General features: G+C 60.9%; 32 protein-coding genes. 13 read left to right on the top strand and 19 right to left on the bottom strand.

What is annotated here, in order from left to right; translation table 11 throughout:
• Nucleotides 1-5: 5 nt before the first annotated feature.
• Genes LVY65_RS04885 through LVY65_RS04930 form a run of 10 tightly spaced genes read right to left on the bottom strand, consistent with a single transcriptional unit; the run spans nucleotide 6 to nucleotide 7,239 of the window.
• The gene (locus tag LVY65_RS04885) at nucleotides 6-815 is read right to left on the bottom strand and encodes a pyrroline-5-carboxylate reductase family protein (protein ID WP_235066865.1); all 810 of its coding nucleotides are present in this window, start codon (nucleotides 813-815) and stop codon (nucleotides 6-8) included.
• Between the two features lie 4 nt (nucleotides 816-819).
• Nucleotides 820-1,326: a type III secretion system chaperone family protein gene (locus LVY65_RS04890; protein ID WP_235067174.1), complete on the bottom strand. Its 507-nt coding sequence runs from the start codon at nucleotides 1,324-1,326 to the stop codon at nucleotides 820-822.
• Entirely contained in the window at nucleotides 1,320-1,619 is a 300-nt protein-coding gene (locus LVY65_RS04895) for an accessory factor UbiK family protein (protein WP_235066866.1), read from the bottom strand. Before LVY65_RS04895 ends, LVY65_RS04890 begins: the two co-directional genes overlap by 7 nt.
• The gene (locus LVY65_RS04900; protein ID WP_235066867.1) at nucleotides 1,619-2,158 is read right to left on the bottom strand and encodes a TspO/MBR family protein; all 540 of its coding nucleotides are present in this window, start codon (nucleotides 2,156-2,158) and stop codon (nucleotides 1,619-1,621) included. The genes LVY65_RS04895 and LVY65_RS04900 overlap by 1 nt, the downstream gene beginning before the upstream one ends.
• On the bottom strand, nucleotides 2,159-2,899 hold the full coding sequence (locus LVY65_RS04905; RefSeq protein ID WP_235066868.1) for a TlyA family RNA methyltransferase: 741 nt from the start codon (nucleotides 2,897-2,899) through the stop codon (nucleotides 2,159-2,161).
• A complete protein-coding gene (locus tag LVY65_RS04910) occupies nucleotides 2,889-3,980 on the bottom strand; it encodes an endonuclease/exonuclease/phosphatase family protein (protein WP_235066869.1) in 1,092 nt (363 codons plus the stop codon). Before LVY65_RS04910 ends, LVY65_RS04905 begins: the two co-directional genes overlap by 11 nt.
• The gene (locus tag LVY65_RS04915) at nucleotides 3,977-4,357 is read right to left on the bottom strand and encodes a hypothetical protein (protein WP_235066870.1); all 381 of its coding nucleotides are present in this window, start codon (nucleotides 4,355-4,357) and stop codon (nucleotides 3,977-3,979) included. The genes LVY65_RS04910 and LVY65_RS04915 overlap by 4 nt, the downstream gene beginning before the upstream one ends.
• Before the next feature lie 38 nt (nucleotides 4,358-4,395).
• Nucleotides 4,396-6,324 carry a 1-deoxy-D-xylulose-5-phosphate synthase gene (dxs, locus tag LVY65_RS04920; protein ID WP_235066871.1) on the bottom strand — a complete coding sequence of 643 codons (1,929 nt, stop codon included), beginning with the start codon at nucleotides 6,322-6,324 and terminating at the stop codon, nucleotides 4,396-4,398.
• A 40-nt stretch (nucleotides 6,325-6,364) separates the two neighbouring features.
• Nucleotides 6,365-6,823 carry a Fur family transcriptional regulator gene (locus LVY65_RS04925; protein WP_235066872.1) on the bottom strand — a complete coding sequence of 153 codons (459 nt, stop codon included), beginning with the start codon at nucleotides 6,821-6,823 and terminating at the stop codon, nucleotides 6,365-6,367.
• A 47-nt stretch (nucleotides 6,824-6,870) separates the two neighbouring features.
• Entirely contained in the window at nucleotides 6,871-7,239 is a 369-nt protein-coding gene (locus LVY65_RS04930) for a MerC domain-containing protein (RefSeq protein ID WP_235066873.1), read from the bottom strand.
• Nucleotides 7,240-7,341: 102 nt separating this feature from the next.
• On the opposite strand from LVY65_RS04930, the gene LVY65_RS04935 reads away from it, so the two are divergent.
• From LVY65_RS04935 to LVY65_RS04955, 5 genes are all read left to right on the top strand, one after another.
• Entirely contained in the window at nucleotides 7,342-8,397 is a 1,056-nt protein-coding gene (locus tag LVY65_RS04935; RefSeq protein ID WP_235066874.1) for a COX15/CtaA family protein, read from the top strand.
• On the top strand, nucleotides 8,394-8,708 hold the full coding sequence (gene cutA, locus LVY65_RS04940) for a divalent-cation tolerance protein CutA (protein WP_235066875.1): 315 nt from the start codon (nucleotides 8,394-8,396) through the stop codon (nucleotides 8,706-8,708). The genes LVY65_RS04935 and cutA overlap by 4 nt, the downstream gene beginning before the upstream one ends.
• A gap of 122 nt (nucleotides 8,709-8,830) precedes the next feature.
• Nucleotides 8,831-9,310 carry a 50S ribosomal protein L13 gene (rplM, locus tag LVY65_RS04945; RefSeq protein WP_235066876.1) on the top strand — a complete coding sequence of 160 codons (480 nt, stop codon included), beginning with the start codon at nucleotides 8,831-8,833 and terminating at the stop codon, nucleotides 9,308-9,310.
• 1 nt (nucleotide 9,311) lies between these two features.
• Nucleotides 9,312-9,887, top strand: coding sequence for a 30S ribosomal protein S9 (gene rpsI / locus LVY65_RS04950; RefSeq protein WP_235066877.1), 576 nt, complete (start codon nucleotides 9,312-9,314; stop codon nucleotides 9,885-9,887).
• Between the two features lie 123 nt (nucleotides 9,888-10,010).
• On the top strand, nucleotides 10,011-10,784 hold the full coding sequence (locus tag LVY65_RS04955) for a dimethylarginine dimethylaminohydrolase family protein (RefSeq protein WP_235066878.1): 774 nt from the start codon (nucleotides 10,011-10,013) through the stop codon (nucleotides 10,782-10,784).
• Between the two features lie 3 nt (nucleotides 10,785-10,787).
• Here LVY65_RS04955 and LVY65_RS04960 read toward each other — a convergent pair whose 3' ends face one another.
• Entirely contained in the window at nucleotides 10,788-11,075 is a 288-nt protein-coding gene (locus tag LVY65_RS04960) for a DUF167 domain-containing protein (protein WP_235066879.1), read from the bottom strand.
• 78 nt (nucleotides 11,076-11,153) lie between these two features.
• Here LVY65_RS04960 and LVY65_RS04965 point away from each other — a divergent pair, with 78 nt between their 5' ends.
• A complete protein-coding gene (locus tag LVY65_RS04965) occupies nucleotides 11,154-11,942 on the top strand; it encodes an SDR family NAD(P)-dependent oxidoreductase (RefSeq protein ID WP_235066880.1) in 789 nt (262 codons plus the stop codon).
• A 16-nt stretch (nucleotides 11,943-11,958) separates the two neighbouring features.
• On the opposite strand, the gene LVY65_RS04970 is transcribed toward LVY65_RS04965, so the two are convergent.
• From LVY65_RS04970 to LVY65_RS04980, 3 genes are read right to left on the bottom strand one after another with little or no spacing between them, the layout of a single operon-like run.
• Entirely contained in the window at nucleotides 11,959-13,494 is a 1,536-nt protein-coding gene (locus LVY65_RS04970; protein WP_235066881.1) for a DHA2 family efflux MFS transporter permease subunit, read from the bottom strand.
• 10 nt (nucleotides 13,495-13,504) lie between these two features.
• Entirely contained in the window at nucleotides 13,505-14,551 is a 1,047-nt protein-coding gene (locus LVY65_RS04975; RefSeq protein WP_235066882.1) for an HlyD family secretion protein, read from the bottom strand.
• Nucleotides 14,548-14,988: a MarR family winged helix-turn-helix transcriptional regulator gene (locus LVY65_RS04980; protein WP_235066883.1), complete on the bottom strand. Its 441-nt coding sequence runs from the start codon at nucleotides 14,986-14,988 to the stop codon at nucleotides 14,548-14,550. The genes LVY65_RS04975 and LVY65_RS04980 overlap by 4 nt, the downstream gene beginning before the upstream one ends.
• Before the next feature lie 78 nt (nucleotides 14,989-15,066).
• On the opposite strand from LVY65_RS04980, the gene LVY65_RS04985 reads away from it, so the two are divergent.
• Together LVY65_RS04985 and LVY65_RS04990 are read left to right on the top strand one after the other, a co-directional pair.
• A complete protein-coding gene (locus LVY65_RS04985; RefSeq protein WP_235066884.1) occupies nucleotides 15,067-16,518 on the top strand; it encodes an AMP nucleosidase in 1,452 nt (483 codons plus the stop codon).
• 80 nt (nucleotides 16,519-16,598) lie between these two features.
• Entirely contained in the window at nucleotides 16,599-17,042 is a 444-nt protein-coding gene (locus tag LVY65_RS04990) for a cytidine deaminase (RefSeq protein WP_408021967.1), read from the top strand.
• 10 nt (nucleotides 17,043-17,052) lie between these two features.
• On the opposite strand, the gene LVY65_RS04995 is transcribed toward LVY65_RS04990, so the two are convergent.
• The 4 genes from LVY65_RS04995 to LVY65_RS05010 are packed head-to-tail and all read right to left on the bottom strand — an operon-like array spanning nucleotide 17,053 to nucleotide 20,896.
• A complete protein-coding gene (locus LVY65_RS04995) occupies nucleotides 17,053-18,003 on the bottom strand; it encodes an isopenicillin N synthase family dioxygenase (protein ID WP_235066886.1) in 951 nt (316 codons plus the stop codon).
• 20 nt (nucleotides 18,004-18,023) lie between these two features.
• Nucleotides 18,024-19,304 carry a NupC/NupG family nucleoside CNT transporter gene (locus LVY65_RS05000; RefSeq protein WP_235066887.1) on the bottom strand — a complete coding sequence of 427 codons (1,281 nt, stop codon included), beginning with the start codon at nucleotides 19,302-19,304 and terminating at the stop codon, nucleotides 18,024-18,026.
• Nucleotides 19,305-19,334: 30 nt separating this feature from the next.
• Nucleotides 19,335-19,904 carry an LOG family protein gene (locus LVY65_RS05005; RefSeq protein ID WP_235067175.1) on the bottom strand — a complete coding sequence of 190 codons (570 nt, stop codon included), beginning with the start codon at nucleotides 19,902-19,904 and terminating at the stop codon, nucleotides 19,335-19,337.
• 5 nt (nucleotides 19,905-19,909) lie between these two features.
• Nucleotides 19,910-20,896, bottom strand: a complete 987-nt coding sequence (locus tag LVY65_RS05010; RefSeq protein ID WP_235066888.1) for an adenosine kinase — start codon at nucleotides 20,894-20,896, stop codon at nucleotides 19,910-19,912.
• A gap of 119 nt (nucleotides 20,897-21,015) precedes the next feature.
• Here LVY65_RS05010 and LVY65_RS05015 point away from each other — a divergent pair, with 119 nt between their 5' ends.
• From LVY65_RS05015 to LVY65_RS05030, 4 genes are all read left to right on the top strand, one after another.
• Nucleotides 21,016-21,672, top strand: a complete 657-nt coding sequence (locus LVY65_RS05015; protein WP_235066889.1) for a queuosine precursor transporter — start codon at nucleotides 21,016-21,018, stop codon at nucleotides 21,670-21,672.
• Between the two features lie 690 nt (nucleotides 21,673-22,362).
• Nucleotides 22,363-22,851 carry a hypothetical protein gene (locus tag LVY65_RS05020; RefSeq protein ID WP_235066890.1) on the top strand — a complete coding sequence of 163 codons (489 nt, stop codon included), beginning with the start codon at nucleotides 22,363-22,365 and terminating at the stop codon, nucleotides 22,849-22,851.
• A 153-nt stretch (nucleotides 22,852-23,004) separates the two neighbouring features.
• Nucleotides 23,005-23,694: a MerR family transcriptional regulator gene (locus LVY65_RS05025; protein ID WP_235066891.1), complete on the top strand. Its 690-nt coding sequence runs from the start codon at nucleotides 23,005-23,007 to the stop codon at nucleotides 23,692-23,694.
• Nucleotides 23,691-24,083, top strand: coding sequence for a PIN-like domain-containing protein (locus LVY65_RS05030; protein WP_235066892.1), 393 nt, complete (start codon nucleotides 23,691-23,693; stop codon nucleotides 24,081-24,083). The genes LVY65_RS05025 and LVY65_RS05030 overlap by 4 nt, the downstream gene beginning before the upstream one ends.
• Nucleotides 24,084-24,115: 32 nt before the next feature.
• Here the strand turns inward: LVY65_RS05030 and LVY65_RS05035 are convergent, their stop codons facing one another.
• Nucleotides 24,116-24,715 (bottom strand): SOS response-associated peptidase, encoded by a 600-nt coding sequence (locus LVY65_RS05035; protein ID WP_235066893.1) that lies wholly within the window; start codon nucleotides 24,713-24,715, stop codon nucleotides 24,116-24,118.
• Between the two features lie 121 nt (nucleotides 24,716-24,836).
• Between LVY65_RS05035 and LVY65_RS05040 the strand changes: the two genes are divergently transcribed.
• The gene (locus LVY65_RS05040) at nucleotides 24,837-25,760 is read left to right on the top strand and encodes a hypothetical protein (protein ID WP_235066894.1); all 924 of its coding nucleotides are present in this window, start codon (nucleotides 24,837-24,839) and stop codon (nucleotides 25,758-25,760) included.
• The last annotated feature ends 28 nt before the right edge of the window (nucleotides 25,761-25,788 follow it).

Below are 25,788 nucleotides of genomic sequence, written 5' to 3' on the forward strand. Positions count from 1 at the left end.
GGCCGTCAATTGCGCCGGGCTGCCTCGGCGAGTTCCTCGACACGTTTGAGCGCGGCGCCAAGCATCCGATCGACCAGCGGTTGCAGCCCTTCGGGCCCGTCCAGCACGGCGAGACCCTGTTCGGTGGTGCCTTTGGGACTGGCGACGCGACGGGCGACCTCGCCCATGGATTCGCCGGTTGCGGCTGCAAATGCACCGGTCCCGATTAGCGTCTGTGCGGCAATGGAGTGCGCCAGAGTTGAACTAAGCCCGTGAGTCACCCCCGCCCGACCGATCGCTTCGGCGAAGCGTGCAAAATAAGCTGGCCCGGAAGCCGAAATGGCGCCGATGGCGGCGATTTGGTCCTCATGCTCACACCAGGGCGCGAGACCAAGTAGCCCCATAAGGCCTTCAACCGCGTCGCATGCCTGATCGTCGCGATCCTCTGAATAAAGCGGGATCACCCCTTGCCTCTGCGCGACCGGAAGATTGGGCATGATCCGAATGATGGCGCGCGCATTGGGAAAGCGCTGACGAAGTATGGAAGCTGTTATGCCTGCCAGCATCGACACGATGATGGTGTCCGACTCGATATGCGGCTCCAGCCTTGGCGCAATTTCATCGAGCTTTTGCGGCTTAAACCCGAGCATGACGAAGCGCGGCTGCTGGTCCGGATAATCGGTTAGGGTTCGGATGCTCTCAACCGGCGCTCCGCTGGGCCGGATTACTGCCACGTTTGAAAAATCCACGGCCGAAGCGCGCCATCCGTCCACCATCGCCCCGGCCATGTTGCCACAGCCAACCAGCCAGGCTGGCACCGGGATCGCTGCCGTCATGGCGTCAGGCTTCGCCTGCGGTATCGATCAATGCCGCCGAGATCGCCTCGGTCGGAGACTTGCCGCCCCACAGTACGAACTGGAACACGGGGTAGAAGCGCTCGCACTCTTCAATCGCTGCCTCGCTGATCGCCTCGGCCTGTTCGAAACTCATCGACTCGCCTTCGCCAACCAACGCTGCATGGCGGAACACGATCAGGCCTGAACCCGACCAAAGCTCGAAATGGCCCAGCCACAACTGTTCGTTGATGAGGCCAATGGCTTCATAGATTGCAGCCCGCTTTTCCGGCCCGACCTTGATGTCGGGGAAAGCCAGGAACTGCAGCACCTGGTCCTCGCTGCGCCAGACACCGCGCAATTCATATTGCGCCCAGCTGCCCGTTGCCGAGGCGATAATCTCGCCATCGCCAGCCCGTTCGCAGGCCCAGCCGCGCGCTTCGAAATATTGTTCGAGCACCTCGATCGGCGCGCCGTCGTCACGCTCGTCGTTTTCGACTTGGTCGGTCAGGATTTTGCTCCCGGCTTGGTCGCCTTGGCCGCTTTCGGCTTTGCCGGCGCAGGCCTGGCAGCAAGCTCAAGCGCCTCGATCCGCTTTTTAAGTGCCTCATTTTCGTCGCGCGCAGCCACCGCCATGGCCTTCACCGCATCGAATTCGTCGCGGGCGACGAAATCCATCCCGCCGACCCATTCGCGCATCTTGTCGCGCATCGACGTCTCGGCCTCGCGGCCCATCCCGGCCATGGTGCCGGCAACTCCGTTCATCATCTTGACCAGGTCGTCGAATATTCGGTTCTGCGACTGCATTATGATCTTACTCCCGTGATCCCCAGCGGCGCTGCATCGGCAGATGGATTCAGCCTTCCCGTCTCATAGTTGAGGGCGGAGGCAAGGCACAACCATAGAAGATAGGGCAGCATCAGCCAGCCCGCCACCGGCTTAAGCCTGCGAAAAAGGCTGGCGGTGGCGATCGCCATGATCAGCATGACGACAACGGTCAAAAACGCGACGTCGATCATGTGCAGCCCGAAAAAGATCGGCGACCAGGCGAAATTCAGAGCGAGCTGGCCTCCGAAAAGCCAAAGGGCGTCTCTCCGCTGCTTCGACGGCGGTTCCTGCAAAATGATGGCAAGGGCCAATCCGAGCAGCGTGTAAAGGATCGTCCACACTACGCCGAACATCCACGCCGGCGGCTGGAAGGAAGGTTTTTGGAGGATGGCGTACCACCCATTCTCAAACCCGCTGTTCGACAAATAACCCATCAGCGAACCGATGATCACGATTGCAGGAACCGTGATCAGCGCCATCTTCCAAGGGCTGCGACCGCCTTTTACTTGTGCTGCCATTCAATCCTCCTTGATCGCGCCGAGCAGGAATTCGACATTGCCTTCCGGGCCGGTGATTGGGCTTCTTTCGATCCCCAGAACGCGCCAACCCTTGGAGCGGACCCAATCGGCGGCATCGTCGCAGACGCGATTGTGGACCGCCGGATCACGAACCACCCCGCCCTTGCCAACCTCTTCGCGCCCCGCCTCGAACTGCGGCTTCACCAGCGCAACCAGCTTGGCCCCGGGCTTGGCAAGGTCGAGCGCCCGGTCGAGCACCTTGGCGAGTGAGATGAAACTGGCGTCGCAAACGACGATGTCAACCGGTTCGGGAATAATCGCCGTCGTCAATTCGCGGGCGTTGGTCTGCTCATGGACGACGACGCGCGGATCGCTGCGCAGTTTCCACGCCAACTGGTTGGTGCCGACGTCGACCGCATAGACCTTGGCGGCGCCGCGGCTCAGCAGCACGTCCGTGAAGCCCCCAGTCGAACTGCCGACATCCAGCGCCACCGCGCCAGCGACGTCAAACCCAAAATGGCTAAGCCCATGGTCAAGCTTGATCCCACCTCGTGACACCCACGGATGATCGCGGCCTTTGACTGTCAGTGCTGCGTCCTCGGACAGCATGTCGCCGGCCTTGCCGACCCTTTTGTCACCTGCAAACACATTTCCGGCAAGGATCAAGGCCTGCGCGCGGGTCCGGCTTTCGGCCAGTCCGCGCGCGACCAGAAGCTGGTCTGCCCGAAGTTTAGCGGCCACGATCTTCCTCGCGTTTCTCGGCGATGCCCTCGCCGAACTCCTGGTTCGCTTCGGCTTCGACCGAAGCTGGCGCCGATGGGCTGACCTTCCGTATCGATGCATCCGCCTTCAAGCACAGCCGGAAGAAGATAGGCAGATGATCGGATCCGATGTCGGGCAGAAGGTCGATAGCCATGAGCTCGAAATGAGGGCTCACGAACAAATGATCGAGTGGCCAGCGTAAGAGCGGATAATTGGCGTTGAAGGTCGGATAGAATCCCCGACCGACGCGGGGATCGCCCATGCCGGCAACCTGCTTGAACAGGCGCGAGGTTCGCGACCACGCAACGTCGTTGAGGTCGCCCATGACAATCGCTGCTTGCCCATTGTTGCGAACGGTCCGGCCCACCTTGACCAGCTCGGCGTCCCGCTCACCGCTGTCGTCACCGGGATAAGGTGGCTCAGGATGAAGCGCGTGGAACATGACCTCGTCCCCGCCGGGCAATCGCAGGCTGACAGAAGCTGATGGAACGCCCGGCTGGAGCAAATGGGCAATACCCCCTTCCATCGGAAGGCGCGACATCAAGATCATCCCGTAAGTATTTGGGGCAACTTCCGATAATCGATACGGATAATCCTTCGCGAGCGGTGCGACAGCCTTTTCCCACTCCAGTCCGGGCTCAAGCAGGAGCAGCACGTCCGGCCGCCGCTGCTCGACCAGGCGAAGCAATTTTCCATATTGCTTGTTGCTCAACAGGACATTGGCATTGAGCAACGAAAGCTGGCGCTTGGCAGGGCAGCTTTTCGCACTGGCGACTTGCTGGGGGTAGAGCGGGAAATAGGGGATGAAATGGCTGATCTGCCAGGAGAGCGCGGCCACAACCATCGCGATTAGCGCCCAAAAGGCAGGCGTCCGCCGAACCTTGATGAAGAAAAGCGCCGCGCCGAAAATGATGAGCAGACCCGCAACCTGGAGCCGCGGATAATCCCACAGCCGGACCCACCATCGATCCGTCCACCAAAGCGGTAGGAACGACACGGTAACCAGCAACAATATAGCGGATATCAGCAGGCGGCGGACCCAGCCGCGCCATCCGTTCACGCCGCGCTCCTCACGGTCCATCCGGCCATAAGATCCAGATGCCGACCGAGTTCCGCGACGCTCGGGTCGGGCGCGAGTGGCGAGAAGGCCGGCAAAGGATCTGCCCCTCGCATCGAACGCCAGAAGTGGATGATCAGTCCTTCGATTTCGGGCCTATCGACTAATATCTGGCTTTCAAGCCGGTCATCGGGCAGCGGCTTCAATGGCGGATGGTAGAAGGGCGCCAGCTCGCGCCACAGGAAGCGAATGGTCGTTGCCGAAACGAACGCCCGCGCCATCGTCCGCTCGAACCGGTCAAATTCGATCCAGCCCCTCTTGCGCGCGAGGCGGAGATGCCGCCGGCGCGACATTGGCATTGTGACGAAAAACAGGATCATCAGGCCGACGAGCCCGAAGACAAGCCACCATTCGAGAGTCAGGCGATCGCTCCCGCATCAGCATCGATGTCATTGCGGCGGAGTGCCTTGAGCACCGTTTCGACGATATGCGGGGCATTTAGGCCGGCCTCGTCATATTGTCTCTGCGGCGAGTCCTGATCCTGGAAGCTATCCGGCAGTCGTAGGGTACGAAGCTTGAGCCCCGCATCGATCAATCCATCGTCGCTGGCCAATGTGAGGACGTGCGCTCCAAACCCGCCGATGGCTGCCTCCTCGATCGTCACCGCAACTTCATGGGTCGTGAGCAGTTTGCGGATCAGCTCTTCATCGAGCGGCTTGGCGAAGCGCATGTCGGCGACCGTTGTCGACAGGCCCTTGGCTTCGAGCATATCCGCTGCCTTCTCCGCCTCCTCAAGCCGCGTCCCCAACGACAGGATTGCGACGGTCTTGCCTTCGCGAGCGATGCGGCCCTTCCCGATTTCCAGCGCTTGCGGCGTGACGGGTAGCGGAACGCCGCGGCCGTTGCCGCGTGGATAGCGCACGGCGATCGGCCCGCTGTCGTGAAGCGCCATGGTATGCACCATGTTGACCAGCTCGGCTTCATTGGCCGCAGCCATCACCACGAAATTGGGCAAGGTGCACAAGTAAGCGAGATCGAACGACCCGGCATGGGTGCAGCCGTCGGCGCCGACCAGCCCGGCACGGTCCAATGCAAAGCGCACAGGCAAATTCTGGATCGCAACGTCATGCACCACCTGGTCATAGGCACGTTGCAGGAATGTCGAGTAAATGGCGCAGAACGGCCGATGTCCTTGCGCGGCAAGCCCGGCCGCGAAGGTCACGGCATGCTGCTCGGCAATCCCGACGTCGAATGTGCGATCAGGAAAAGCGGCCTCGACCTTGTCCAGGCCGGTACCGGAAGGCATGGCTGCCGTAATCGCCACGACCTTCTCGTCGCGTGCCATTTCAGCCTTCAACGCATCGGCGAACACCGACGTGTACGCCGGTGGACCGCCGCCCGGGCCCTTGTCCTGCTTGCCCGACACAATGTCGAACTTGACCACGCCATGATATTTGTCGGCGGCGTTCTCGGCCGGGCCATAGCCCTTGCCCTTCTTGGTCACCGCATGGACTAGGATCGGACCCTCTTCGGCATCGCGGACATTTTCGAGGATCTCGACCAGCGCCTCGACATTATGACCATCGACAGGGCCGACGTAATAGAAGCCCAGCTCCTCGAACAGGGTCCCGCCGGTCACCCAGCCGCGGGTATATTCCTCCATCTTGCGCGCTGCACGATGAAGCGGTCCCGGCATCGCCCGCGCCAGCTTCTGCGCCAGCCGCCGGGGAGCAAGATATTTCCGCGACGATACCAACCGCGCGAGGCTGTTGCGGAGAGAGCCGACCGGTGGTGCGATCGACATGTCATTGTCATTGAGGATGACGATCAGCCGGTTACCCGCCTCATGGGCGTTGTTCATCGCCTCATAGGCCATCCCCGCGCTCATCGCGCCGTCGCCGATCACCGCAATCGCCCGGCCCGGCTTGTGGGCAAGCTTGTTGGAAATGGCAAAGCCAAGCGCAGCAGAAATGCTTGTCGAGCTGTGCGCCGCGCCGAACGGGTCATATTCGCTCTCGGCGCGCTTGGTGAATCCGCTAAGACCCCCGCCCTGCCGGATCGTCCGGATCCGATCGCGCCGCCCGGTGATGATCTTGTGCGGATAGCATTGGTGGCCGACGTCCCAGATCAGCTTGTCGTTGGGCGTGTCGAATACATAGTGAATGGCGATAGTCAGTTCGACCACGCCGAGCCCCGAGCCCAGGTGGCCGCCGGAGGTCGATACGGCCGAAATCATCTCGGCGCGAAGCTCGTCGGCTAGCTGCGGCAGCTCGGACTTCTGCAGCTTGCGAATATCGGCCGGGAAATGGACCTGGTCTAGTAAAGGCGTGACTGGGCGCTCGGACATTGGATCGCCACTAACCCCTTAAGGGGTGCTTATCCAGCACTTAGCTGCAATCGCCGCAGCGGCCGCGAACCTCGATTACCGGGCGAACCTCGGCAAAACCGGCATGTTCGGCGGCATCTCGAACTCCGCCAGACAATTTGTCGTCGTCGATATGAGTAGCCTGTCCGCAATTGTCGCAAATCAGGAAGATACAGTCGTGCAGGCAGCCGGGATGCTGGTTGGCGATATAGGCATTGGCGCTCTCGACCCGCCGGGCCAAGTTGGTGCCAACGAACAAGTCGAGGATGCGATAAACGCTGTTCGCGGCGACCCGCTTTCCGCGCGCCTTGGAGACTGCCTCGGCAATGTCATAGGCGCTCGCTGGCCGTTCGAAACCAGCCAGTGAATCGAATACCGATGCGCGCATGTCGGTCCATTGCTCGCCCCGCTCGGCCATTCTCCGTGCCGCGGCATCGCGAAGCGACGCACCTTTGTGAAGCTGGTGAGTATGTGCAGACATAGTGTGAAGATAGGCTCCCCAACCCTCACTCGCAAGCGCGGTGAAGGCTATTGGGCAGCGATGTGATTGAGCCGGTGACCAAGCGCCAGAATCGCCACCCCGACGACGGTATACAGCGCCTCGGTGCCGTCATGCGGCATGGTCAATGCGCCGGCCATGACACCAAGTCCAAGGCCGCCGACAGCACTCGGCATCGTATAGCCGTGCTCGAGGATGCCCCGGCCCAGCGCGATCGCTCCCATGATCATTGCCAGGCCGAGGCCAACTTCATGAATCCAGTTGGCGCCCAGCGTGCTGCCGAGACTCGCAACCAGCGCAAGCAAAACCGATGTCGCCAAACAATGGACGACACAAAGTCCCGACAGGCCGATGGCCATACGGTCGAGACGATGAGTGGGAATCGCTAGTGGCGACATGCCGCAGGATATAACGTCGCGTTGACAAAGTTACAACATTACATTCACGCTGGAATCGAGATTGTTGGCAACGCCCTGTTATCCGGCCATATCGCCCGCGACATGGACTCCACTCTCGCGCCCGACGCTTCCCAGCTGAAGCTCGCTCCCCGCCCCCTCGCAATCGCCAACTGGCTGCTGTTCGTTGCCGGTATGGTATTCCTCATGGTCGTGGTCGGCGGGATCACCCGGCTGACCGAGAGCGGCCTTTCGATCACCGAATGGAACCCGATCCGCGGAGCCATTCCACCGCTGACCAACGAGCAATGGCAGCATGCCTTCGACCTATACAAGGCGACCCCCGAATTTCGCGAGATCAATGGCCCGGCGGGAATGGACCTTGCCCAATATAAGTTCATCTTCTTCTGGGAATGGGTCCATCGGCTGATCGGTCGCCTGATCGGCCTTGCCTTTGCCCTCCCCCTCGCCTGGTTCGCGATCAAACGGGCAATCCCCCTCGGCTATGGCTGGAGGCTGGTGGCGCTTCTGCTCCTCGGCGGCAGCCAGGGCCTGCTCGGCTGGTACATGGTGATGTCCGGGCTGGTCGACCGCACCGACGTCAGCCATTTTCGCCTTTCGGCGCATTTGCTGCTGGCCTTGTTTATCATGGCTGCGCTGATCTGGACCGCGCTCGACCTTCGACAATTGGCAAGGACCGACGAAAATCGCCCGGCCCGCCTGACCCGTGCCGGCCTCGTTACGGCTCTTATTCTTTTCGTCCAGTTGCTACTGGGCGCTTGGGTAGCAGGCTTGAACGCAGGCTATGTCGCCAGCGACTGGCCGCTAATGCAGGGCAAATTCATCCCTGACGGCATCGATTGGACGATGGGTGCATCCTGGGCGTTCACCCACGACCCTTACCTGCTTCACTTCCTCCACCGCTGGTGGGCGTGGGTGGTGGTCGCCGCGCTTGTGGTTTTCGCGCGAAAGGTGAAGCCAATCGACCGGCAGGCGTCCAAATTCATCCACCGGGCGTTCGGCACCCAGATATTACTCGGCATCGCTACCGTAATGACCGGAATGAACATCGTCCTCGCCGTGCTGCACCAGGCGGTAGGCGCGCTTGTTGTCGCGTCCGTCACCTGGGGTGCGCATTCGTACGGCACGCCACGCGAATGAGCATCGTAACCGTCTACGCGGTGTTCGCCGATCCTGCCGAGGCACAGCGGATCGGCATGATCGTCGTTGAGGAAAAGCTGGCGGCCTGCATCAATATCCTCGGCCCTTGCCGTTCGATCTACCGCTGGGAAGGCGCGATCGAAACTGCGACCGAAACGCCGGCGCTGTTCAAGACCACGCTGGATAAGGTTGATGGGCTGATCATGCGGATCAAGGAACTGCACAGCTACTCGGTCCCAGCCATCGTAGTCTGGCCAGTCGAACGGCTGCTGGCGGAATATGGCGAGTGGGTCGAAGCAGAGCTCCGGTAATATTTTACCCGTCAGCAAAGCACCGCTTTTGCTTGACTTTCTCACCCCCCATCATCATTAGCCCGCCCAGCAGCGCTGCCCTCTGGCGGCGCTTCCTGCATTTTTGAGAAGAGGTCCAGCCCATGAAGGCGCTGATGAAGACCACCAAGTCGATCAAACCGGCCGAGGTGGAAAAGAAGTGGCATCTGATCGATGCCGACGGCCTGGTGGTCGGTCGCGTCGCGACGATCATCGCCAACATCCTGCGCGGCAAGCATAAGCCGAGCTTTACCCCGCACGTCGATTGCGGCGACCATGTCGTCGTCATCAATGCCGACAAGGTGCGCTTCACCGGCCGCAAGCTGAACCAGAAGCTTTATTACAAGCACACTGGCTATGCCGGCGGCCTGAAGGAAGTGACCGCGGGCAAGGTGCTCGAAGGCCGCTTTCCCGAGCGCGTGCTCGAGAAGGCCGTGGAGCGCATGATCCCTCGCGGTCCCCTGGGCCGCGACCAGATGCGCGCCCTGCACCTCTACAATGGCACAGAGCATCCACACGCTGGACAAAGCCCCGAGCTGCTCGACGTCGCTGGCATGAACCGCAAGAACAAGGTGGGCGCATAAGATGGCCGCTAAGAAATCCCTTTCCGACCTGGGCAAGCTGACCGGCCAGCAGGTTGAAGAGCCTGTCGTTGCCGAAACCCCGGCAGCCGAGACCGCCGCGGTCGACACCGTCGAAGTCGAAGCCGCTGAGGCACCGGCCCCGGTTGCTCCGCAGGTAGAAACCCCGCTGCGTGAGCAGCAGCTCGACAAATATGGTCGTGCTTATGCGACCGGGCGCCGCAAGGACGCCGTCGCGCGTGTCTGGCTGAAGCCGGGTTCGGGCAAGATCGAGGTCAATGGCCGCGATCAGTCGATTTATTTCGCCCGCCCTACCCTGCGCCTGGTGATCAACCAGCCGTTCGATGTCACCGAGCGGGTCGGCCAGTATGACGTCGTCGCCACCGTCAAGGGCGGCGGCCTTTCGGGCCAGGCCGGCGCGGTCAAGCACGGTATCGCCCAGGCGCTGTCGCGCTACGAGCCGGTGCTTCGCAGCGCGGTCAAGCGCGAAGGCTTCCTGACCCGCGACAGCCGCGTGGTCGAACGTAAGAAGTACGGCCGGGCCAAGGCTCGCCGCAGCTTCCAGTTCTCGAAGCGCTAAACGTCTTCAACCCAAACAAGGAAGGGCGGTCCGTTCGGGCCGCCCTTTCTCTTTGGTGATCCGAGTTTCGCCTAGGTAAATGTGCCGAGTTTCATCCTTGGCTCCCTCGGTTAGGACTGACCAATGCCGATGGCCTTCACTCGCGCGGTCAGCCCGCGACTTGCCGATTGCGCGCTGACGCACCTGAAGCGGCAGCCCATCGACGTACGGCGTGCAGCGGAGCAACAAGCCGCTTATGAATTAGCGCTGGCGGATGCCGGCCTGACAATCCACCGCTTGTCGCCGCTCGACGATCATCCCGACGGTGTATTCGTCGAAGATACGGCAATCTTGCTGGGCGACCACGCCGTCATCACCCGGCCAGGAATCCCATCGCGGTTCGATGAGATTTTTTCGACCGCGGAGGGCCTGGCACCCTATTTCACGATTCATTTCCTGGAGTCGGGGATATTGGACGGCGGCGACGTGCTCCGCATTGACCAGACACTGTACCTTGGCCGGTCAAGAAGGACCGACAGCCAGGGTATGTGCGCGCTAAGGGCAATCGTTGAAACGCTGGGTTTTCAAGTGGTGCCGGTCGAGCTGGGCCGATGCCTGCACCTCAAGACCGCGGTGACTTTCGCCGGACCTGACCAGCATGGACGCCCTACCGTGCTGGTGAATCCTGAATGGGTCGACCCGGCCATTTTTGCAGGAACGGATGCGATCAATGTGGATGAAGACGAACCCTATGCGGCAAATATCGTGCGCGCCGCAGACCGGCTCGTGATGGCGGCGGGGAGCCCTCGGACCGCGGAGCAAGTTCGGGAGCGCGGGTTCGAGGTCGTCGAATTGGACCTGTCCGAATTGCAGAAGGCCGAGGCTGGCGGCACGTGCATGAGCTTGATTGCCGACTGATGCCTAGCTCAAGCGTGTTCGAAGCTCGGCTTCGTCGATTGCCAGCGCGATGCGCTTATGGCGGCTGGATTCGCCGCTCACGATTTCGATCGAACTCCTGGGAATGCCAAGCTTCTTGGCGAGCAGCTTGATTACGGCTGCATTTGCCTCCCCATCGGTGGGAGCGGCCGAGACCCGTATCTCAAGCTCTTCTCGTCCATCCGCGTCTTTACGCCAGTCGCCGATGCCCGGCTTTGACGAGCGAGTGGTCACCCGAATAGCAATTGCGCACCCGGCATCCGGCCTTTTCATTGCGTCATCTCCTGCCTGCCATGCTAGGCGATTGGCCCCAGTCGTTCATCGGGACCCCCACCAAGACGGAGACTCGACGTGACTGACGAGATGAACAAGCAACGCCTCGACGGCAAGGTTGCCATCATCACCGGTGCCACCGGCGGCATCGGCGAAGCCACGGCGAAGCTCTTCTTGCAACTCGGCGCAAAAGTAATGCTGGTCGCGCGCTCCGCCGACAAGCTGGCCGCCACCCTTGCCCGCTTGAAGCCGCTCGGTGAAGTCGAGGGAAGCTTGGCCGAAGCGGCCGACGAAACCGCCTTTGCCGCGGTGGTCGCAGCAACGCTCGATCGGTTCGGCGGGCTCGACATCTTGATTGCAAATGCCGGAACCGAAGGCACGCTAAAGCCAGTCGACATGCTAAGCGTCGAAGAGTTTGAGGACACGATGCGCACCAACGTCACCGGCGTCTGGCTGTCGATCAAGCATTGCGTCGCACCGCTCAAGAGCCGTGGCGGCGGATCCATCGTAGCCCTGTCATCGATCGCCGGTTGCATCGGTTTTCCGGCCATGGCTCCATATATCGCCAGTAAGCATGCGGTTTATGGCCTGGTGAAGACTGCCGCCCTGGAACTGGGCGCGTCGAATATTCGCGTGAATGCCGTCGGGCCTGGCCCGATCGACAATCGTATGATCGATTCCCTGCAGAACCAGCTTGCGCCTGACGACCCTGCGGCTTTGCGGGCGGGTATCGAAGCGAGCATCGCGATGAAGCGCTATGGGACCAGCGAGGAAGTCGCCCACTTGATCACGTTTCTCGCCAGCGATGCATCGTCATATTGCAACGGGTCGATCTACATGATCGACGGAGGCTTTGTTGCCGCCTGACGGCCGTGTAGATTGATCAGTCGGCGATCGCCATTTGGGGCTCGCCAGATGGCCTCGCTTTTGCCGGGCGAAGCAGCAAGACCAGCGGAATCGACGCAAAGGTCAGCCACATCATGATCCAGAAATCGTCGATGTAGGCGATGAAGGCGGCCTGGCGAGTAATTTCGGCGTCGACCATTGCCAGTGCACTTGACGCCGGCATGCCCAACTGGGCCACGACCCCGCTGCTGATCGAAGGCAGCACCTGTTCGGTGATGTGGCCGGTCATGTCTGCATGTGCGATCTGCATGTTGCGCGCCAGCAACGTCGTCACCAAACTGATGCCGATCGACCCGCCAATATTGCGTGACAGGTTCAGCAGGCTGGCAGCGTGAGTCCGCATCCTTGGCGCCAGCGTGGCAAAGGCCAGGCTCTGCATCGTGACAAACACCAGGCCAAGGCCCAGGCCCTGGATAAAGCCCGACCAGACGATCGGCCCATGTCCCATCTCGATCGCGAAGCCGGTCATGACATGAAGCGACCAGCCCATCAGGCCCATGCCAAGCGCGACTAGTATTCTAAGATCGACCTTTCCGACCAGCCGACCTGCAAGGAGCATGGAAATGAGCGTCCCCACACCGCGCGGCGCGGTCATGATGCCCGACTGAAGGACCGAATAGCCGTAGAGGTGCTGGAGCATCGGCGGCAACAGCGCGAGGCCCGCCAGAAGGAGCACGCCGGTGACCATCATGAAGAGGAGGCCTAGTGCGAAATTGCGATCGGTGAACATCGACCGGCTGAATATGGGCGTCTTGGAAGTCAGCGTGTGGATGACGAACATCCACGACGCGGCGGCGAAGATCGCAGCTTCGATCCAGATTTCGGCGCTATCAAACCAATCCTCGTGCTGGCCACGGTCGAGCATCAGCTGCAGCCCGCCGAGCGCAAGGCCAAGGAGCGCGAAACCGAGCAGGTCGAAGCGATGCCTGGATTTCGGGCTTTTCGGCATGAATCGAAGGAGCATCAGCGCCGCGATCGTGCCGATGGGAATATTGACCAGGAAAACCCAGCGCCAATTGAAACTGTCGGTCAGCCAGCCCCCCAGGACCGGCCCGAGGATCGGCCCGATCATGATGCCGCCGCCAAACAGCGCCATTGCCCGCGCGTGGCGTTCGGCCGGGTTGATGTCGAACAGCGTGGCCTGGCTCAGTGGTACCAGGAAGGCTCCGGAAATGCCCTGAAGGATGCGAAAGCCAACCATTTCCGGCAGCGATTGCGCGATCGCACACAGGAACGAGGCGATTGTGAAGCTCACCACCGCCCAAAACAGCAGCCGCTTTCGACCGACGCGATCGGCCAACCAGCCAGCGATCGGCAGGGCGATTGCCGACGCGACAATATAGCTGGTCAGCACCCAGTTGATACTCTCCTGGGTTGCGCCGAGGCTCGCCTGCATATGCGGCAGTGCGACGTTCGCAATTGTCGTGTCCAGCACCTGGATCAACACCGCCAACATCACCGCGATGGTGACGAGGATGCGCTCCATCGGCTCGAGCTGATGCTCGACGGTCATCGGTGGTGCCTCAGCGCTTGCCGTCGACGCGGACTTCGACGGTCGAGCTCAATCCCGCGATCATCTCTCGCGGTGGCTTGGAGTCAAAGGCGATACGCACCGGAACGCGCTGGGTGACCTTGACCCAGTTGCCGTTGGCATTCTGGGCCGGAAGCACCGAAAATTCGCTGCCAGTGCCGGCACCGATCGACGCTACATGGCCTTTGATCTTGACGCCGGGGTAAGCATCGAATGTCACCTCGGCCGGCTGACCGACAGCCATTTTTGCCAAATCGCCTTCCTTGAAATTGGCTTCCACCCAAGCCTGGCGATCGCCGACGATCGACAACATGGCGACGCCGGTAATGGCGGTCTGGCCAACCAACAGCCGGTCGGATTTGACTATAGTTCCGCTTGTCGGAGCGCGGATCACCGTGTGCGCCAGGTCCAGCTTCGCCTTCTCGATCAGCGCGAGGGCAGCGGCGATAGCGGGCTGATTGCCGCCAGGAGCAATCGCGGCAGTGGCCTCGTTGGACTTTGCGCGGGCATTGCCAAGCTCGTTTTCGGCCTTCGCCAATTCATTGGCGGCGTCATCGTAGTCGGCCTTGGTGGTGAAACCCTGCTTCATCAGCGCCGCCTGACGCTCGAACGCCCGTCGCGCGATCGCCAGATTGGCCTCGCTGCCGCGAATGTCGGATCCGGTACCAGCAGCCTCGACCACCAGTTCGTGGGTTTGCAGCCGCGCGGCGGCAAGTTGGGCTTCGGCCGCATGCAACGCTGCCTCGAACGGCGCTGGGTCGACCAGGTAAAGTATATCGCCCCGGTTCACATGCTGGTTCTCGCGGACGTAGACCGCCGCGACCGGTCCGTTGACTTGGGTCGAAATGGCGGTGACGTCTTGCTTCACATAAGCATTGTCCGTGCTGACCGTCGCGCCGCTCGTCAGCCAAAAATATAGCCCGACCACGGCAATCAGCAGCGGTAGCGAGATCATCAGCGCGAGCCGCTTGCGCTTTGCCGGCGCTGTTACGGAAGCGTTCCCAGCCGTTTCAGCTTCAACGGCGGTCATCTTGTTCATGCCGACTTCCTCTGAGCCGTTTCTGTGCGGCCGATATTTTCCCGGACCCGCGCGAGCGTGGCGCGAACCTCTTCCACCTCTGACGTTTCCAAGCCGGCGAAAATGTCGCCCGCCATATCTTCTGCCAGCATTCCCAGCCGCTGGATGATGGGCTGCGCCTTGTCGGTCACCACCAGGCGCCAGGCTCTCCGGTCAACAGGATCGGAAAGCCGTTCCACCAGTCCGGCTTCCTCGAGGCGGTCAATAATCCGCCCGGCGGTAATCGGTTCCACGTCTAGGCGCTCGGCCAATTCGACCTGTTTCAGCCGGGGCTCATGGCCAAGCCAGGCAAGGGCGCGCCATTGGGCGCTGGTGACGCCAAGCACAGCGGCACGCCGGTTGAAATGGCGCCGAATCATCCGGCTTGTTTCGGCAATTTCCCAGGCAAGCTCTTTCATGCGCCTGCATATAATAAGCTTGCTTAGTATTTCAAGCTGTCTTGCAAGTGCCACATTATCAAGCCAATCGGGTTACTCATGACAGAACAGAACGATATCGAAACAATCCTCGACCAGCTTGAATCCCGTTACGATGCTTCGGTCGATCGCCTTAGAAATGCACTGACGGAATATGCCGCACGAGGGGTTCGCCCCGATCCCAAGGATCGTGACGACGGCGCGTTCGCCTATCCCGAACTCCGCATCGAATATGATCCGGAGTCACCCCCGCCAACCCCGGCCCGAGCCTTTGCCCGACTGAATCAGCCCGGAATCTACACGACCTCGATCGCCCGCCCCGCCTTGTTCCGCGATTATTTGCGCGAACAGCTCGAACATCTGGTTCGCGACTATCCGGTCCAGGTAAGCGTCGGCACATCGGCAAGCGAAATCCCCTACCCCTATGTGCTGGACGGCGGCGACCTCGACCTGGAGGGCATTTCGACCGTCGAGCTATCGCGGTGGTTTCCTTCTACCGATCTCGTCCATATCGGTGATGAAGTGGCCGACGGTGCCTGGGACGTAGCGCTGGACCCGACCCGGCCTTTGGCGCTGTTCGATGCTCTCCGCACCGACTTCAGCCTCGCGCGGCTGAAGCATTACACCGGAACGCCGGCCGAGCATTTCCAGCGCTTTGTGCTGTTCACCAACTATGTCCGCTATGTCGACGAGTTCGTTCGGTTCGCCATTGCCGCGCTACGCGATCCTTCCAGCCGCTTCACCAGCCTTTCGGTGCCCGGCGGCACGTTCGAGCATGGCGACCTGGCCGATGCTGAGGAACAAATCGCCGCGGGCTTGTGGCGCCGCCACCAGATGCCGGCCTATCACCTTATGACGCCGGAGGGCGACGGCATCACCCTGGTCAACATCGGGGTCGGGCCGTCCAATGCGAAGACCATATGCGACCATATCGCGGTGCTTAGGCCCGAAGCCTGGCTGATGATCGGCCACTGTGGCGGCCTTCGTCCCAGCCAGACGATCGGCGACTATGTCCTCGCCCACGCCTATCTGCGCGACGACCATGTGCTCGACGACGTACTCCCGGTCGAAGTGCCCATTCCGGCCATCGCCGAGGTCCAGACCGCGCTCTACAACGCCGCTCTGGAAGTCACCGGCGAGGACGAAGACAGCATCAAGAACCGCTTCCGCACCGGCACCGTGGTCACCACCGACGACCGCAACTGGGAGCTGCGCTACACTTTGAGCGCGCTGCGCTTCAACCAGAGCCGGGCGGTTGCGATCGACATGGAATCGGCGACGGTCGCCGCCCAGGGCTACCGCTTCCGCGTGCCCTATGGGACTTTGCTCTGCGTTTCCGACAAGCCGCTTCACGGCGAGCTGAAGCTCCCAGGCCAGGCCAACGCCTTTTACGAGCGAGCGATCAGCCAGCACCTCCGCATCGGCATCGAGACGCTCGCCATACTCAAGCAGGAGGGCGACGGCCTTCACAGCCGCAAGCTCAGAAGTTTCGACGAGCCGCCACTGCGTTAGAGGCAAGGCATTCTCGCCTTAAGCGAAGCCAGGGGCGACGGCATTGCGGGATGCTTGCCATTCTGCCTATTTCCAACCCAATGACCGACGAAGTCCTCATCGCCGCTGCCCGGGATGCCGCGCTCAAAGCTTACGCCCCTTACTCCGGCTTTTCAGTCGGTTGCGCAATCGAGAGCATTGACGGCCAAGTCGTCACCGGGGTGAATGTCGAAAACGCCTGCTACCGCCTCGGCATCTGCGCGGAGCAGAGCGCCTTATCCGCCGCTACCCAGGCGTTCGGGCTTCATAACGTCGCGCGAATTGCGGTCACGGGCGGCAACGTCGGTGCCGGCACGCTGATTGGGCAAAAGATCGTAACTCCATGTGGCGGCTGCCGACAGGCGATCCTTGAAGCCGCCCAACTGAGCGGCAGCGACATCGAGATACTCTGCGCCTCTGGCGATGGCACAAGCATCGATCGACACTCGATCACGTCCCTTATCCCGCATGGCTTCGGACCGGCTAATCTAAAGGACGCGGGTTAGCTGCCTCGCCCTACTTCAGCTTAATCTCTTTAAGCCGCTCTTGCAGATAGTCATGGCTGCTGATCCGCGGCCATTTCGACTGCTCGCCGGGCGGTACGGTGCCCGGCAGCGCCTCGATCATGAAATCCGGCCGGAAATGCAGGAAATAGGGCATCGAGTAGCGTGCATGGCTCGCTCGGTCGGGCGCCGGGTTGACCACACGGTGGCTGGTTGAGCGAAGAACGCCGTTGGTCAGTCGCTGCAGCATATCGCCGATGTTGATCACCAGCTCGCCCGGCTTGGGGCTTACCGGGATCCAGCGGCCGTCCTTGGTCTTCAGCTCCAGCCCGGCTTCCTCGGCGCCTAGCAGCAGCGTTATGGCGTTGATGTCCTCGTGCGCGCCGGCGCGGATGTGATTGCCGGTAGGCTCGGTCTGGGCTGGGTAATGGAGCAGGCGCATCACCGAATTGCCGTCGCGGACGGTGTCGGTGAAATAATCCTCGTCGACCTTCAGGAACCGAGCGATGGCACGCAGCACCTTCACTCCTGCCGCATCGAACGCGTCATAGAGCGCGAGGAAAGTTTCCTTGAAGCCGGAAATCTCCTCCGGCCAGATATTGTCGGCCATCACCTCGCGGAAGCTGTGACCGGCGGGCAGCTCTCGGCCAACGTGCCAGAATTCCTTCAGATCGAATGCCTGGTGGCCCTTGGCGGTCTCGATCCCGAACGCGGTATAGCCGCGCGCGCCGCCGGAGCCCGGAATCAGATATTTCTTCTTAATATCTTCTGGCAAAGCAAAGAATTGCGTCGATAATTCTTCGGCGCGGTCAATGAGCGCTAGCGGGATGCCATGATCGCGCACGATGGCGAAGCCATATTCGACGAAGCTGTTGCCGAGCTCGTCCGAGAAGGCTTTTGGGTCTTTGTCCACATCGGCGAGCGATACGGAAGCGACAGTGTCGCTGGTAATTACGTCGGTCATGTCAGGCTCTTAGCAAAAAATCAGATGATCATCAGCCCGGCTAGCGCGGCGCTCATCAGGTTGGCGAGCGACGCAGCCAGCAGCGCTCGCAGCCCCAGCCTGGCGATCATCGGTCGTTGGTTGGGCGCGAGATTGCCAGTCACAGCCATCTGGATGGCGATCGAGCTGAAATTGGCGAAGCCGCACAGTGCAAAGGTAATGATTGCCCGACTTCGGTCACTCAGTGCCGCCGCTGGTCCCGCAGCATTGCCAAGGTCGATGAAGGCAACGAACTCGTTCAGGACAACCTTGGTCCCGAACAGTCCGCCGGCAACCCCCGCTTCGCTCCATGGAATGCCGATCAGGAACATGACAGGAGAGAAAAGCGTGCCGACGATGGCCTGGAACGAAAGGTCGGGCCGGCCGAACCAGCCGCCGATTCCGCCGAGAATGCCGTTGGCCAGCGCCACCAGTGCGACAAAGGCCAGTACCATCGCCCCCACCGCCACCGCCAGTTTTACACCGGTCTGCGCGCCCTGGGCCGCCGCCATGATGATGTTTGCCGGCCGCTCGCCTTCTTCGAACGTGTGAACCTCGATATCGTCCTCAGGCGCCTTGGCTGCCCGACCGCCCTTTAACGCCAGCTCATCGGGCTCTGGCGGGTCGTCGGGCATGATGAGCTTGGCCATCAAAATTCCGCCCGGAGCGGACATGAACGCGGCTGCTAGCAGATAAGGCAGGTAGCGCTCGCCGAGCAGCCCCGCATAAGCGGCGAGGATCGTGCCTGCGACGCCGGCCATGCCCACGCTCATCAGCGTGAAGAGGTGCGACGGCGGAAGCGCGGACAAATAGGGCCGCACGACCAGCGGACTTTCTGACTGTCCGACGAAGATATTCGCCGCCGCGCCCAGCGATTCCACCCGGCTGACCCCCGTCACCCAGCCGATCGCGCCGCCGACCCAGCGGACGATCCGCTGCATGATGCCAAGGTGATAGAGGATGGCGACAAGGCTGGCGAAGAAGATGATCACCGGAAGTGCGGCGATGGCAAAGCTATGCGCCAGGGGATTGCTCTCAGTCGGTCCGAACAGAAACTCGGTGCCTTTGGTGGCGTAGCCGAGCAGGCTGGCGACGCCGTCTGACATGGCCTGGATCGTCGCCCGCCCTCCGCTGGTCCTCAAAACGATGAAGGCAATGAACGCCTGAAGCGCGAACGCGGCCCCGACTACGCGGAGACGGATCGCCTTACGATTTGAAGAAAAAGCAATAGCAATCAGGAAGATGGCGGCGATTCCTGCCACCCCAAGCAAATATTGGTTCATGAGAAAGTGCCGCCCCTCCCCCGGACGCCTTTACCAGGTCACGCCTTGTGCCGCGTTTTTCGCCGCTTCGTCCAGTAGGTCGAGCGCTTGAGCAGGTGTTTCGGCTTTCAGAAGCTGAAGCCGTCGCGGCTGGCTCAAAAATCCGCTGTCGCGAACATGATCCATGAAACCGGCCAACCCATCCCAGAAACCGTGGACGTTGAGCAGGCAGAAGGGCTTGGCGTGATAGCCGAGCGCATTCCAGGTCCAGGCCTCGAACAGCTCATCGAGCGTACCGATCCCGCCCGGCAGCGCGACGAAGGCATCGCAAAGCTCGGTGAACTTCGCCTTTCGCTCATGCATGTTGGCGACAATGTGCAGCTCGGTAAGGCCGGTATGCGCTACCTCGTGGTCAACCAATGCCTGCGGGATAACGCCGAATACTTTGCCACCGGCCGCAAGCATCTCATCGGCAATGATGCCCATCAGGCCGAGCCGCCCGCCGCCATAGATCATCTCGACACCGCGCGCGGCCATTTCCCGGACCAGGGCGCGCGCCATATCGGCGAAGGCCGGATCGACGCCTGGCGCCGACCCGCAATAAACCGCGAGCTTCTTGATGTGGTTCATAGTTTCACCAGCGCCTTCAGGTCAGTGATTGGTCGCGCACCATAATGCTGGATGACTTCGCCCGCCGCGATCGCCCCGGTCCACAGGCAACGTTCCAGGCTCGCTCCCTTGCACCGCGCGGTGAGGAAGCCCGCCGCGAACAGGTCGCCCGCGCCGGTAGTGTCGACCACGTAACCGACGGGCGCAGCGGGAATTGAAATCCGCTCGCCATTCTCGATCGCGATCGCACCGTCTGGTCCCTTGGTGATGACCAGCGTCGGCACCTTGGCGCGAAGCTCGGTAAGCGCGCTTTCCACGTCGGCTCTTCCGGTCAACTGCAATGCTTCGTCCTGGTTGGCGAACAACAGGTCCACTCCGCCGCTGTCGATCATCTGGCCAAAGCGTTCCTTGCGGCCGGCAATGCACACGCTCTCACTCAGGGTAAAGGCTACTTGCCGTCCCGCCCCGTGGGCGATGTCGATTGCCTTCATCATGGCTGCGCGCGGCTTTTCCGGGCCGAACAAATAGCCTTCCAAGTAGAGGATTGAGGCCGACGCAATCAGATCGGCGTCGAGCACGTCGGCGTGCAATTCATGGCTCGCCCCTGGAGCGGTGTTCATGGTCCGCTGTGCGTCGGGCGTAACCAGGATCAGGCAGCGCCCGGTCGGCGGCCCTCCAATTATCGGCGGCGTGTCGAAATGAACGCCAAGCGCATGCATGTCATGCTCGAAGATCAGGCCTAGCTGATCCTCGGCAATCTGGCCGATGAACGCCGATCTTCCCCCCATCGCCGCGATCCCGGCCATCGAATTGGCCGCCGATCCGCCCGACATTTCCCGAGCTACGCCCATCGCCGCGTAAAGCTTGTCTGCCTGTTCGAGCGATAGAAGCTGCATCGACCCCTTTGGCAGGTCATGCGCCTTCAGGAACTCGTCATCGCAGCTGGCAATGACGTCGACGATGGCATCGCCCATGGCAACGATGTCGATAGTGGCGTCGGCCATGAGGTTGCCGGTCAATCCTGGAGCGAAAGCGGAGAAGCGCGGCGCGTAACCGCGCGTTAGGTCAGGGTCAACGGAAATGGGCTTGCGGGCACGCGCAAAGCCGCTAGGCCATCGCCCCCATGACCGACACCGTTCAGGGCAATGCCCGGCCCGCCATTTCTCCTTCGCTTTTCGCCTTCGCCATCTTCTACGGCGGAATGGTCTGTATCGCCGGGGTACTCGGCAACAAGCAGGTCGCGCTTGGGCCGTTGGCGGTCGAGGCGGGCATTTTCGCCTTCCTGCTGTTGGTTGTGACATCCAGCGCCGTGGCCGAATTGCATGGCCGCGATACCGCCAATCGGCTGGTTCTGATCGGCTTCGTACCGTTGATTGCCTCGCTGCTGATCAGCATTGCGGTGCTCGCTGTGCCTGCGGCCAATGACATGGATCCTGTCCGCTTGAGCGCATTTGAAACGATCTTGGGGGGAACTCCGCGCATCTGGGCCGGCGGAATCCTGGCTTATGGAACCTCACAGCTGCTCAACGTCACGATCTTCAGCAAGCTCAAGGGCCGCGAAGGCAATCGCCTGCTCTGGCTCCGTTCCGGCATTGCCAGTGTGCTTAGCCAGATTGTCGATACGCTGATTTTCATCACGGTCGCCTTTTACGGCGTATTCCCGATCGCGGAGCTCCTTTTGGGCCAGATGCTGGCCAAGGTGGTGCTATCGATGGTGCTTGTCCCGCCTCTGATCTACGCCTTTGTTGCGCTTGGTCGCAGGCTTGACTCGCCCAATTGAGACACCGGCGACTCAAATTCGCATCGTCTACTAATCCAAGTTGGCGGATTTCTGCGAAACTTCATCGCGCCGTAAGCGTTTGAACCCCGTGCGATTAGCCTCCTTTTCGCACGCAGAAGAGTGAGCGTTTTGCACTCACGCTGCCGATGAAGGGCGGGCGCAGCCGTCGAGCTCTGCGCCTGCCCTGACTTTGAGGAGGCAATTCGAATTTCTGGGTGGATCGTCGCGCCAAGTTTCGCTCGGGCGCCCATATCTCGTCAGTCCGCCGGACTGTCGAGATATGGAGCGGGTAGCGGGAATAGAACCGATTTTTCCTACGCTTTTGAAATGCCTCGATAAACTGACGCTACTTTACGTCGCAGAATTGGCTTGTCCCAAACCAATCCCCACACTCGTTTCGGCACGAGGTCGCCCGCGCCAAGGCCCCTCACGGCCCCCTGACGACCGATGCCGTTGACCTCTAGGGCTTCGGCAAATGGTGATACGTTTGTTCCAGCGTCGGACGAACGACCCATAGTAGCGTTAGCCCGCGCCAAGGCCCCTAATAGGCCCGTTAGCGAGAGGTAGTCGCTTGGGCGGCCCCCGCGCCGCCGCTTCAATTCGACGCGCTGGGAAGGGCAGGTTCCGGCCCGCCAATTTGCCGCTCCACCTACTTCCGGTTAGACTTCGTCACCACGTGTGGGGGGCGACATGACCGTGTTGTTGGGCATCATTCTAGCGCTTCAGAATATCAACCCGCAGCCAGCGCCGTCTTTACCGGGTTACGCTCAGGTCAGGACAATGCCAGTCCCAGTCGTGGCCGGTGACATCACCGACCGGCCTTATCGGGTCATCGCCGAAATTAAGACCAACGTCCGCAAGTGGACAATTTTTGAAAAAAACCCGTCTGAGCAGCACGTGTACAATGAACTTTGGGAACGTGCCCGCAAGCTTGGAGCTGATGCGGTGGTCAACGCGAAATATAGCGAGACGCTCTATGGTGGGCTGACGTGGGGGCGTCGTCATGCATCAGGTCAGGCAATCAAGTTTCTCAGTGATGATGAGATAGCGCGAATGAAAGTGGCAAGTGGTCAAACTTCGAAGGCCTCGCCACAGCCGCCGGTCGAGACTGTAACGCCAGCAAAACCTGCCGCGCCAAGCAAGAAGCGCTCGGCGGTCACGTGCGTCACCTGCAACTGACAGCGCTTGGGCGGCCCGCAGCCGCTGCTTCATTCGACGCGCTGGAAGGACCGGTTCCGGCCCACGTGAGACGGGTGCGGGATGACCCGGCAAAACTGCCGGTGGTTGCCTTTATGCGTCATGCCAGTAATTGTCCGCTCGAAGGGAGACGAGATGGCCAGCGCCGCATTCGGGGTCGGAGCTTATACGCCATCAGAGGCAGCGAAACTGCTTCGTATGCAGCCTGCTACCCTTCGCCGCTGGCTCTACGGATATGATTTTGATCATGGCGACGGGCCGCGAGAAATGCCGCCGCTGTGGGAACCCCAATACGGTTGCGATGATGATGGTCCCCTTCTCGGGTTCCGCGATCTGGTCGAGGCCCGAATTGTAAATGGGCTGAGGCGCTCCAGGATCGGACTTCCAACCATTCGCCTCTGCATCGACCGTGCGAAGGAAATCTTGGGCGATCACCCGTTCTCCACCAAGGCATTTAAGACCGACGGTCGCCGCATTTTCCTAGATATCACCCAAGGGGTCGAGGAACCCCGGCTCATCGATCTCAAGGACAGGCAACACGTCTTCCGGGCGTTTGTCTTGCCGACCTTGTCAGGCTTCGAATTCGGGGACGCGGCGGTCGAGCGCTGGTGGCTCATTCCGAGCCGAAAAACCATCGTCATCGATCCGGAGCGATCATTCGGACAGCCCATCGTGGCCGACATAGGCCTCCTGACATCGAGGGTCGTACAGGACGTGAAGGCCGAGGGGTCGGTCGAACGCGTTGCGCGGCTCTATGAGACTTCGGGCCGCGCTATTCGTGATGCGCTAGAGTTCGAAGCTGGCGAATTGGCCGACGCCACTTGAAGGTCTTCATTGACCACAACCTACCCCCGGCGCTGGCCCGAGGATTAGGGGCGTTATTCGCCGGCGAGCATGAAGTTACCTGCCATAAGGACAAATTCGGCACCACACACATCAAGGACGAGGAATGGATCCCGGCTCTCGGAGCGGAGGGAGATTGGGTTGTCCTATCGGGCGACCTGAACATTCCGAAAAAACGCCCGACGCGGGAGCTATTCTTACGGGCTGGTCTAGTCGGATTTTTCCCAAGAAAGGCCGTGATGGAGCTGCCCCTGAACCGAAAGGCATCCCGCGTCCTCTACGTTTGGCAGCAGATGGAAGAGCTTTCTCGCACGGTTCGCCCCGGCGCATTTGAACTTCAGATCAGGGGCGAGAAGTTCAGCACATTATAAGCTGGCGAAAGCGGCTGCGCCGTCACCACGTCTTATCGTATGACCCAAGGATCGCTAGTGCGGCGGATGACCATTTCTGCCGGATAGGGCTGGCAGAGCAGCCGAGCATCGTCGGGTTGGCCATCCAGCCAATCGCTCCATGTCTCCGGCGCAAGGATCACTGGCATACGGTCATGGACGCTCTGCACATGGGCGCACGCCTCGGTCATGATCATCGAGTAGGCCGGACCCCATTCGTCGGTGTCGCGCCAGATACCGGCGACGGCAAAAACCTCCTCGTTGGGCAGCGAAAACCATGTCCGGGTCTTGGCACCCTTCTCGCCTTCCGCCTCACAGAACTCGGTGACCGGGATCAGGCAGCGGCGGTCCTGAAAGCTGTACCGCCACATGAAGCTGTCCAACTTATCGGTGCGGGCGTTGTTGACCGGCTTGGGCTTCAGCAGTTGCCCGCTCTTGCCCTTCAGCGCGAGCGGGAAGCCCCAAGCCATCTGGCGAACACGGCCCTCGGCAACCACGAGGCCGGGATAGCCGGGATAAACGCTCTCACCGGCATTGCCGGGCGGATCGGCCTGCGCTCGGAAAAGCTTTGCGATCTCGGCGGGACCTTTCGACAGTCGGTAGAGGTTGCACATTTCTTGAGCATAGCTGCCCTAATGACCACTTTCGACCCAAAGATGCCGTCTGGGAAGGCGGTGTTATCGATCATGCCAAGTCATTTTGACATCATCGCATAGTTGAGTGACAAACGCGCCCATGGGGTGGAGCGCTCGCGAAGTTGCTGTTGCTGCGGGCATCGTTTTTGCCGCTGCCGTGCCAATTGGCGGCGCGATCATGATGGTCAACTATGCCAACCGCGAACAAATCTCAGCTGAATTGGAGGCCAGCGGCAACGCCAATTCCTATTCTAATCGCGCTAACATGGCCAAAGAAGATCGATGTCTCCCATTGGCGACGTCGGCAAGAGCTGAATGCGAGGCCAAGGAAGACGACGCCGCCCGCCAGGCAAGGCATGACGAATATGACCTTGCGGCCCAAAGAGCGACCGCAATCTGGACGCGCTACATGGGCTTCGCCGCGATCTTCGGCACCGCCTTCGGCATGCTTGGAATTGTTCTGGTCTTGGCCACCTTCCGAGCGAACAAGCGAAGCGCCGACGCGGCTCAGGATGCCAACCGACCATGGCTTCACCTTGATATCAAACCGGGAGCGCTCACGATTTCGGCTGACCAAGTCACGGTGAATTTTAGCCTCACAGCCACAAACTCTGGGAAATCGCCAGCTGTGCACGTTGTGGCATTTTCGAGATTGCTCATACTCAGCGAAGACGAAGACTTTCCTATTTACATCGCCCGCGATACCGCGCTGGCCGTTTTCAAGCATTGGGAGGGCGGCATGGTTGAGTTTGGCCGCACCGTTTTTCCGGATAAGCCCGAGTCCTTAGATAGCACCGCCTTTAGCGAAAATGGGGCCGTAGCGGCGGCCAGAGGTCACGCCAAGCCGCCAAACCTCTATCTTGTAGTCGGGCTTAGATACCGCTTTTTGGGCCAGCAACGATGCACCGTCGAAGCCCATTCGCTGGCGCTGCTCGACAAAGAACTTCGAGACCTGAAGACGCAAGCGAACTTAAACGAGCGCGCCTACATTTTGGTTGATCACCCAAACACTTACATTACCTAATATTATCGGCGCGGGGCGCAATCGCCAT

It is taken from the genome of Sphingomonas cremea (genome assembly GCF_021502585.1).
In the GTDB taxonomy this organism is placed as follows: Bacteria; Pseudomonadota; Alphaproteobacteria; order Sphingomonadales; family Sphingomonadaceae; genus Sphingomicrobium; species Sphingomicrobium cremea.

What these genes read in the sequence shown, in the direction of transcription:
- LVY65_RS04960 (WP_235066879.1), bottom strand. Translation starts at nt 11,075, where the DNA reads ATGAAAAGGCCGGATGCCGGGTGCGCAATTGCTATTCGGGTGACCACT.
- LVY65_RS04885 (WP_235066865.1), bottom strand. Translation starts at nt 815, where the DNA reads ATGACGGCAGCGATCCCGGTGCCAGCCTGGCTGGTTGGCTGTGGCAAC.
- rpsI (WP_235066877.1), top strand. Translation starts at nt 9,312, where the DNA reads ATGGCCGCTAAGAAATCCCTTTCCGACCTGGGCAAGCTGACCGGCCAG.
- LVY65_RS04930 (WP_235066873.1), bottom strand. Translation starts at nt 7,239, where the DNA reads ATGTCGCCACTAGCGATTCCCACTCATCGTCTCGACCGTATGGCCATC.
- LVY65_RS05020 (WP_235066890.1), top strand. Translation starts at nt 22,363, where the DNA reads ATGACCGTGTTGTTGGGCATCATTCTAGCGCTTCAGAATATCAACCCG.
- LVY65_RS05010 (WP_235066888.1), bottom strand. Translation starts at nt 20,896, where the DNA reads ATGGCCGACGCCACTATCGACATCGTTGCCATGGGCGATGCCATCGTC.
- LVY65_RS04915 (WP_235066870.1), bottom strand. Translation starts at nt 4,357, where the DNA reads ATGATCCTGTTTTTCGTCACAATGCCAATGTCGCGCCGGCGGCATCTC.
- LVY65_RS04995 (WP_235066886.1), bottom strand. Translation starts at nt 18,003, where the DNA reads ATGACCGACGTAATTACCAGCGACACTGTCGCTTCCGTATCGCTCGCC.
- LVY65_RS04975 (WP_235066882.1), bottom strand. Translation starts at nt 14,551, where the DNA reads ATGAACAAGATGACCGCCGTTGAAGCTGAAACGGCTGGGAACGCTTCC.
- LVY65_RS04925 (WP_235066872.1), bottom strand. Translation starts at nt 6,823, where the DNA reads ATGTCTGCACATACTCACCAGCTTCACAAAGGTGCGTCGCTTCGCGAT.
- LVY65_RS04935 (WP_235066874.1), top strand. Translation starts at nt 7,342, where the DNA reads ATGGACTCCACTCTCGCGCCCGACGCTTCCCAGCTGAAGCTCGCTCCC.
- dxs (WP_235066871.1), bottom strand. Translation starts at nt 6,324, where the DNA reads ATGTCCGAGCGCCCAGTCACGCCTTTACTAGACCAGGTCCATTTCCCG.
- LVY65_RS04985 (WP_235066884.1), top strand. Translation starts at nt 15,067, where the DNA reads ATGACAGAACAGAACGATATCGAAACAATCCTCGACCAGCTTGAATCC.
- LVY65_RS05040 (WP_235066894.1), top strand. Translation starts at nt 24,837, where the DNA reads ATGGGGTGGAGCGCTCGCGAAGTTGCTGTTGCTGCGGGCATCGTTTTT.
- LVY65_RS05015 (WP_235066889.1), top strand. Translation starts at nt 21,016, where the DNA reads ATGACCGACACCGTTCAGGGCAATGCCCGGCCCGCCATTTCTCCTTCG.
- LVY65_RS04980 (WP_235066883.1), bottom strand. Translation starts at nt 14,988, where the DNA reads ATGAAAGAGCTTGCCTGGGAAATTGCCGAAACAAGCCGGATGATTCGG.
- cutA (WP_235066875.1), top strand. Translation starts at nt 8,394, where the DNA reads ATGAGCATCGTAACCGTCTACGCGGTGTTCGCCGATCCTGCCGAGGCA.
- LVY65_RS04900 (WP_235066867.1), bottom strand. Translation starts at nt 2,158, where the DNA reads ATGGCAGCACAAGTAAAAGGCGGTCGCAGCCCTTGGAAGATGGCGCTG.
- LVY65_RS04955 (WP_235066878.1), top strand. Translation starts at nt 10,011, where the DNA reads ATGCCGATGGCCTTCACTCGCGCGGTCAGCCCGCGACTTGCCGATTGC.
- LVY65_RS05035 (WP_235066893.1), bottom strand. Translation starts at nt 24,715, where the DNA reads ATGTGCAACCTCTACCGACTGTCGAAAGGTCCCGCCGAGATCGCAAAG.
- LVY65_RS05000 (WP_235066887.1), bottom strand. Translation starts at nt 19,304, where the DNA reads ATGAACCAATATTTGCTTGGGGTGGCAGGAATCGCCGCCATCTTCCTG.
- LVY65_RS05025 (WP_235066891.1), top strand. Translation starts at nt 23,005, where the DNA reads ATGGCCAGCGCCGCATTCGGGGTCGGAGCTTATACGCCATCAGAGGCA.
- LVY65_RS04970 (WP_235066881.1), bottom strand. Translation starts at nt 13,494, where the DNA reads ATGACCGTCGAGCATCAGCTCGAGCCGATGGAGCGCATCCTCGTCACC.
- LVY65_RS04990 (WP_408021967.1), top strand. Translation starts at nt 16,599, where the DNA reads ATGACCGACGAAGTCCTCATCGCCGCTGCCCGGGATGCCGCGCTCAAA.
- LVY65_RS04895 (WP_235066866.1), bottom strand. Translation starts at nt 1,619, where the DNA reads ATGCAGTCGCAGAACCGAATATTCGACGACCTGGTCAAGATGATGAAC.
- rplM (WP_235066876.1), top strand. Translation starts at nt 8,831, where the DNA reads ATGAAGGCGCTGATGAAGACCACCAAGTCGATCAAACCGGCCGAGGTG.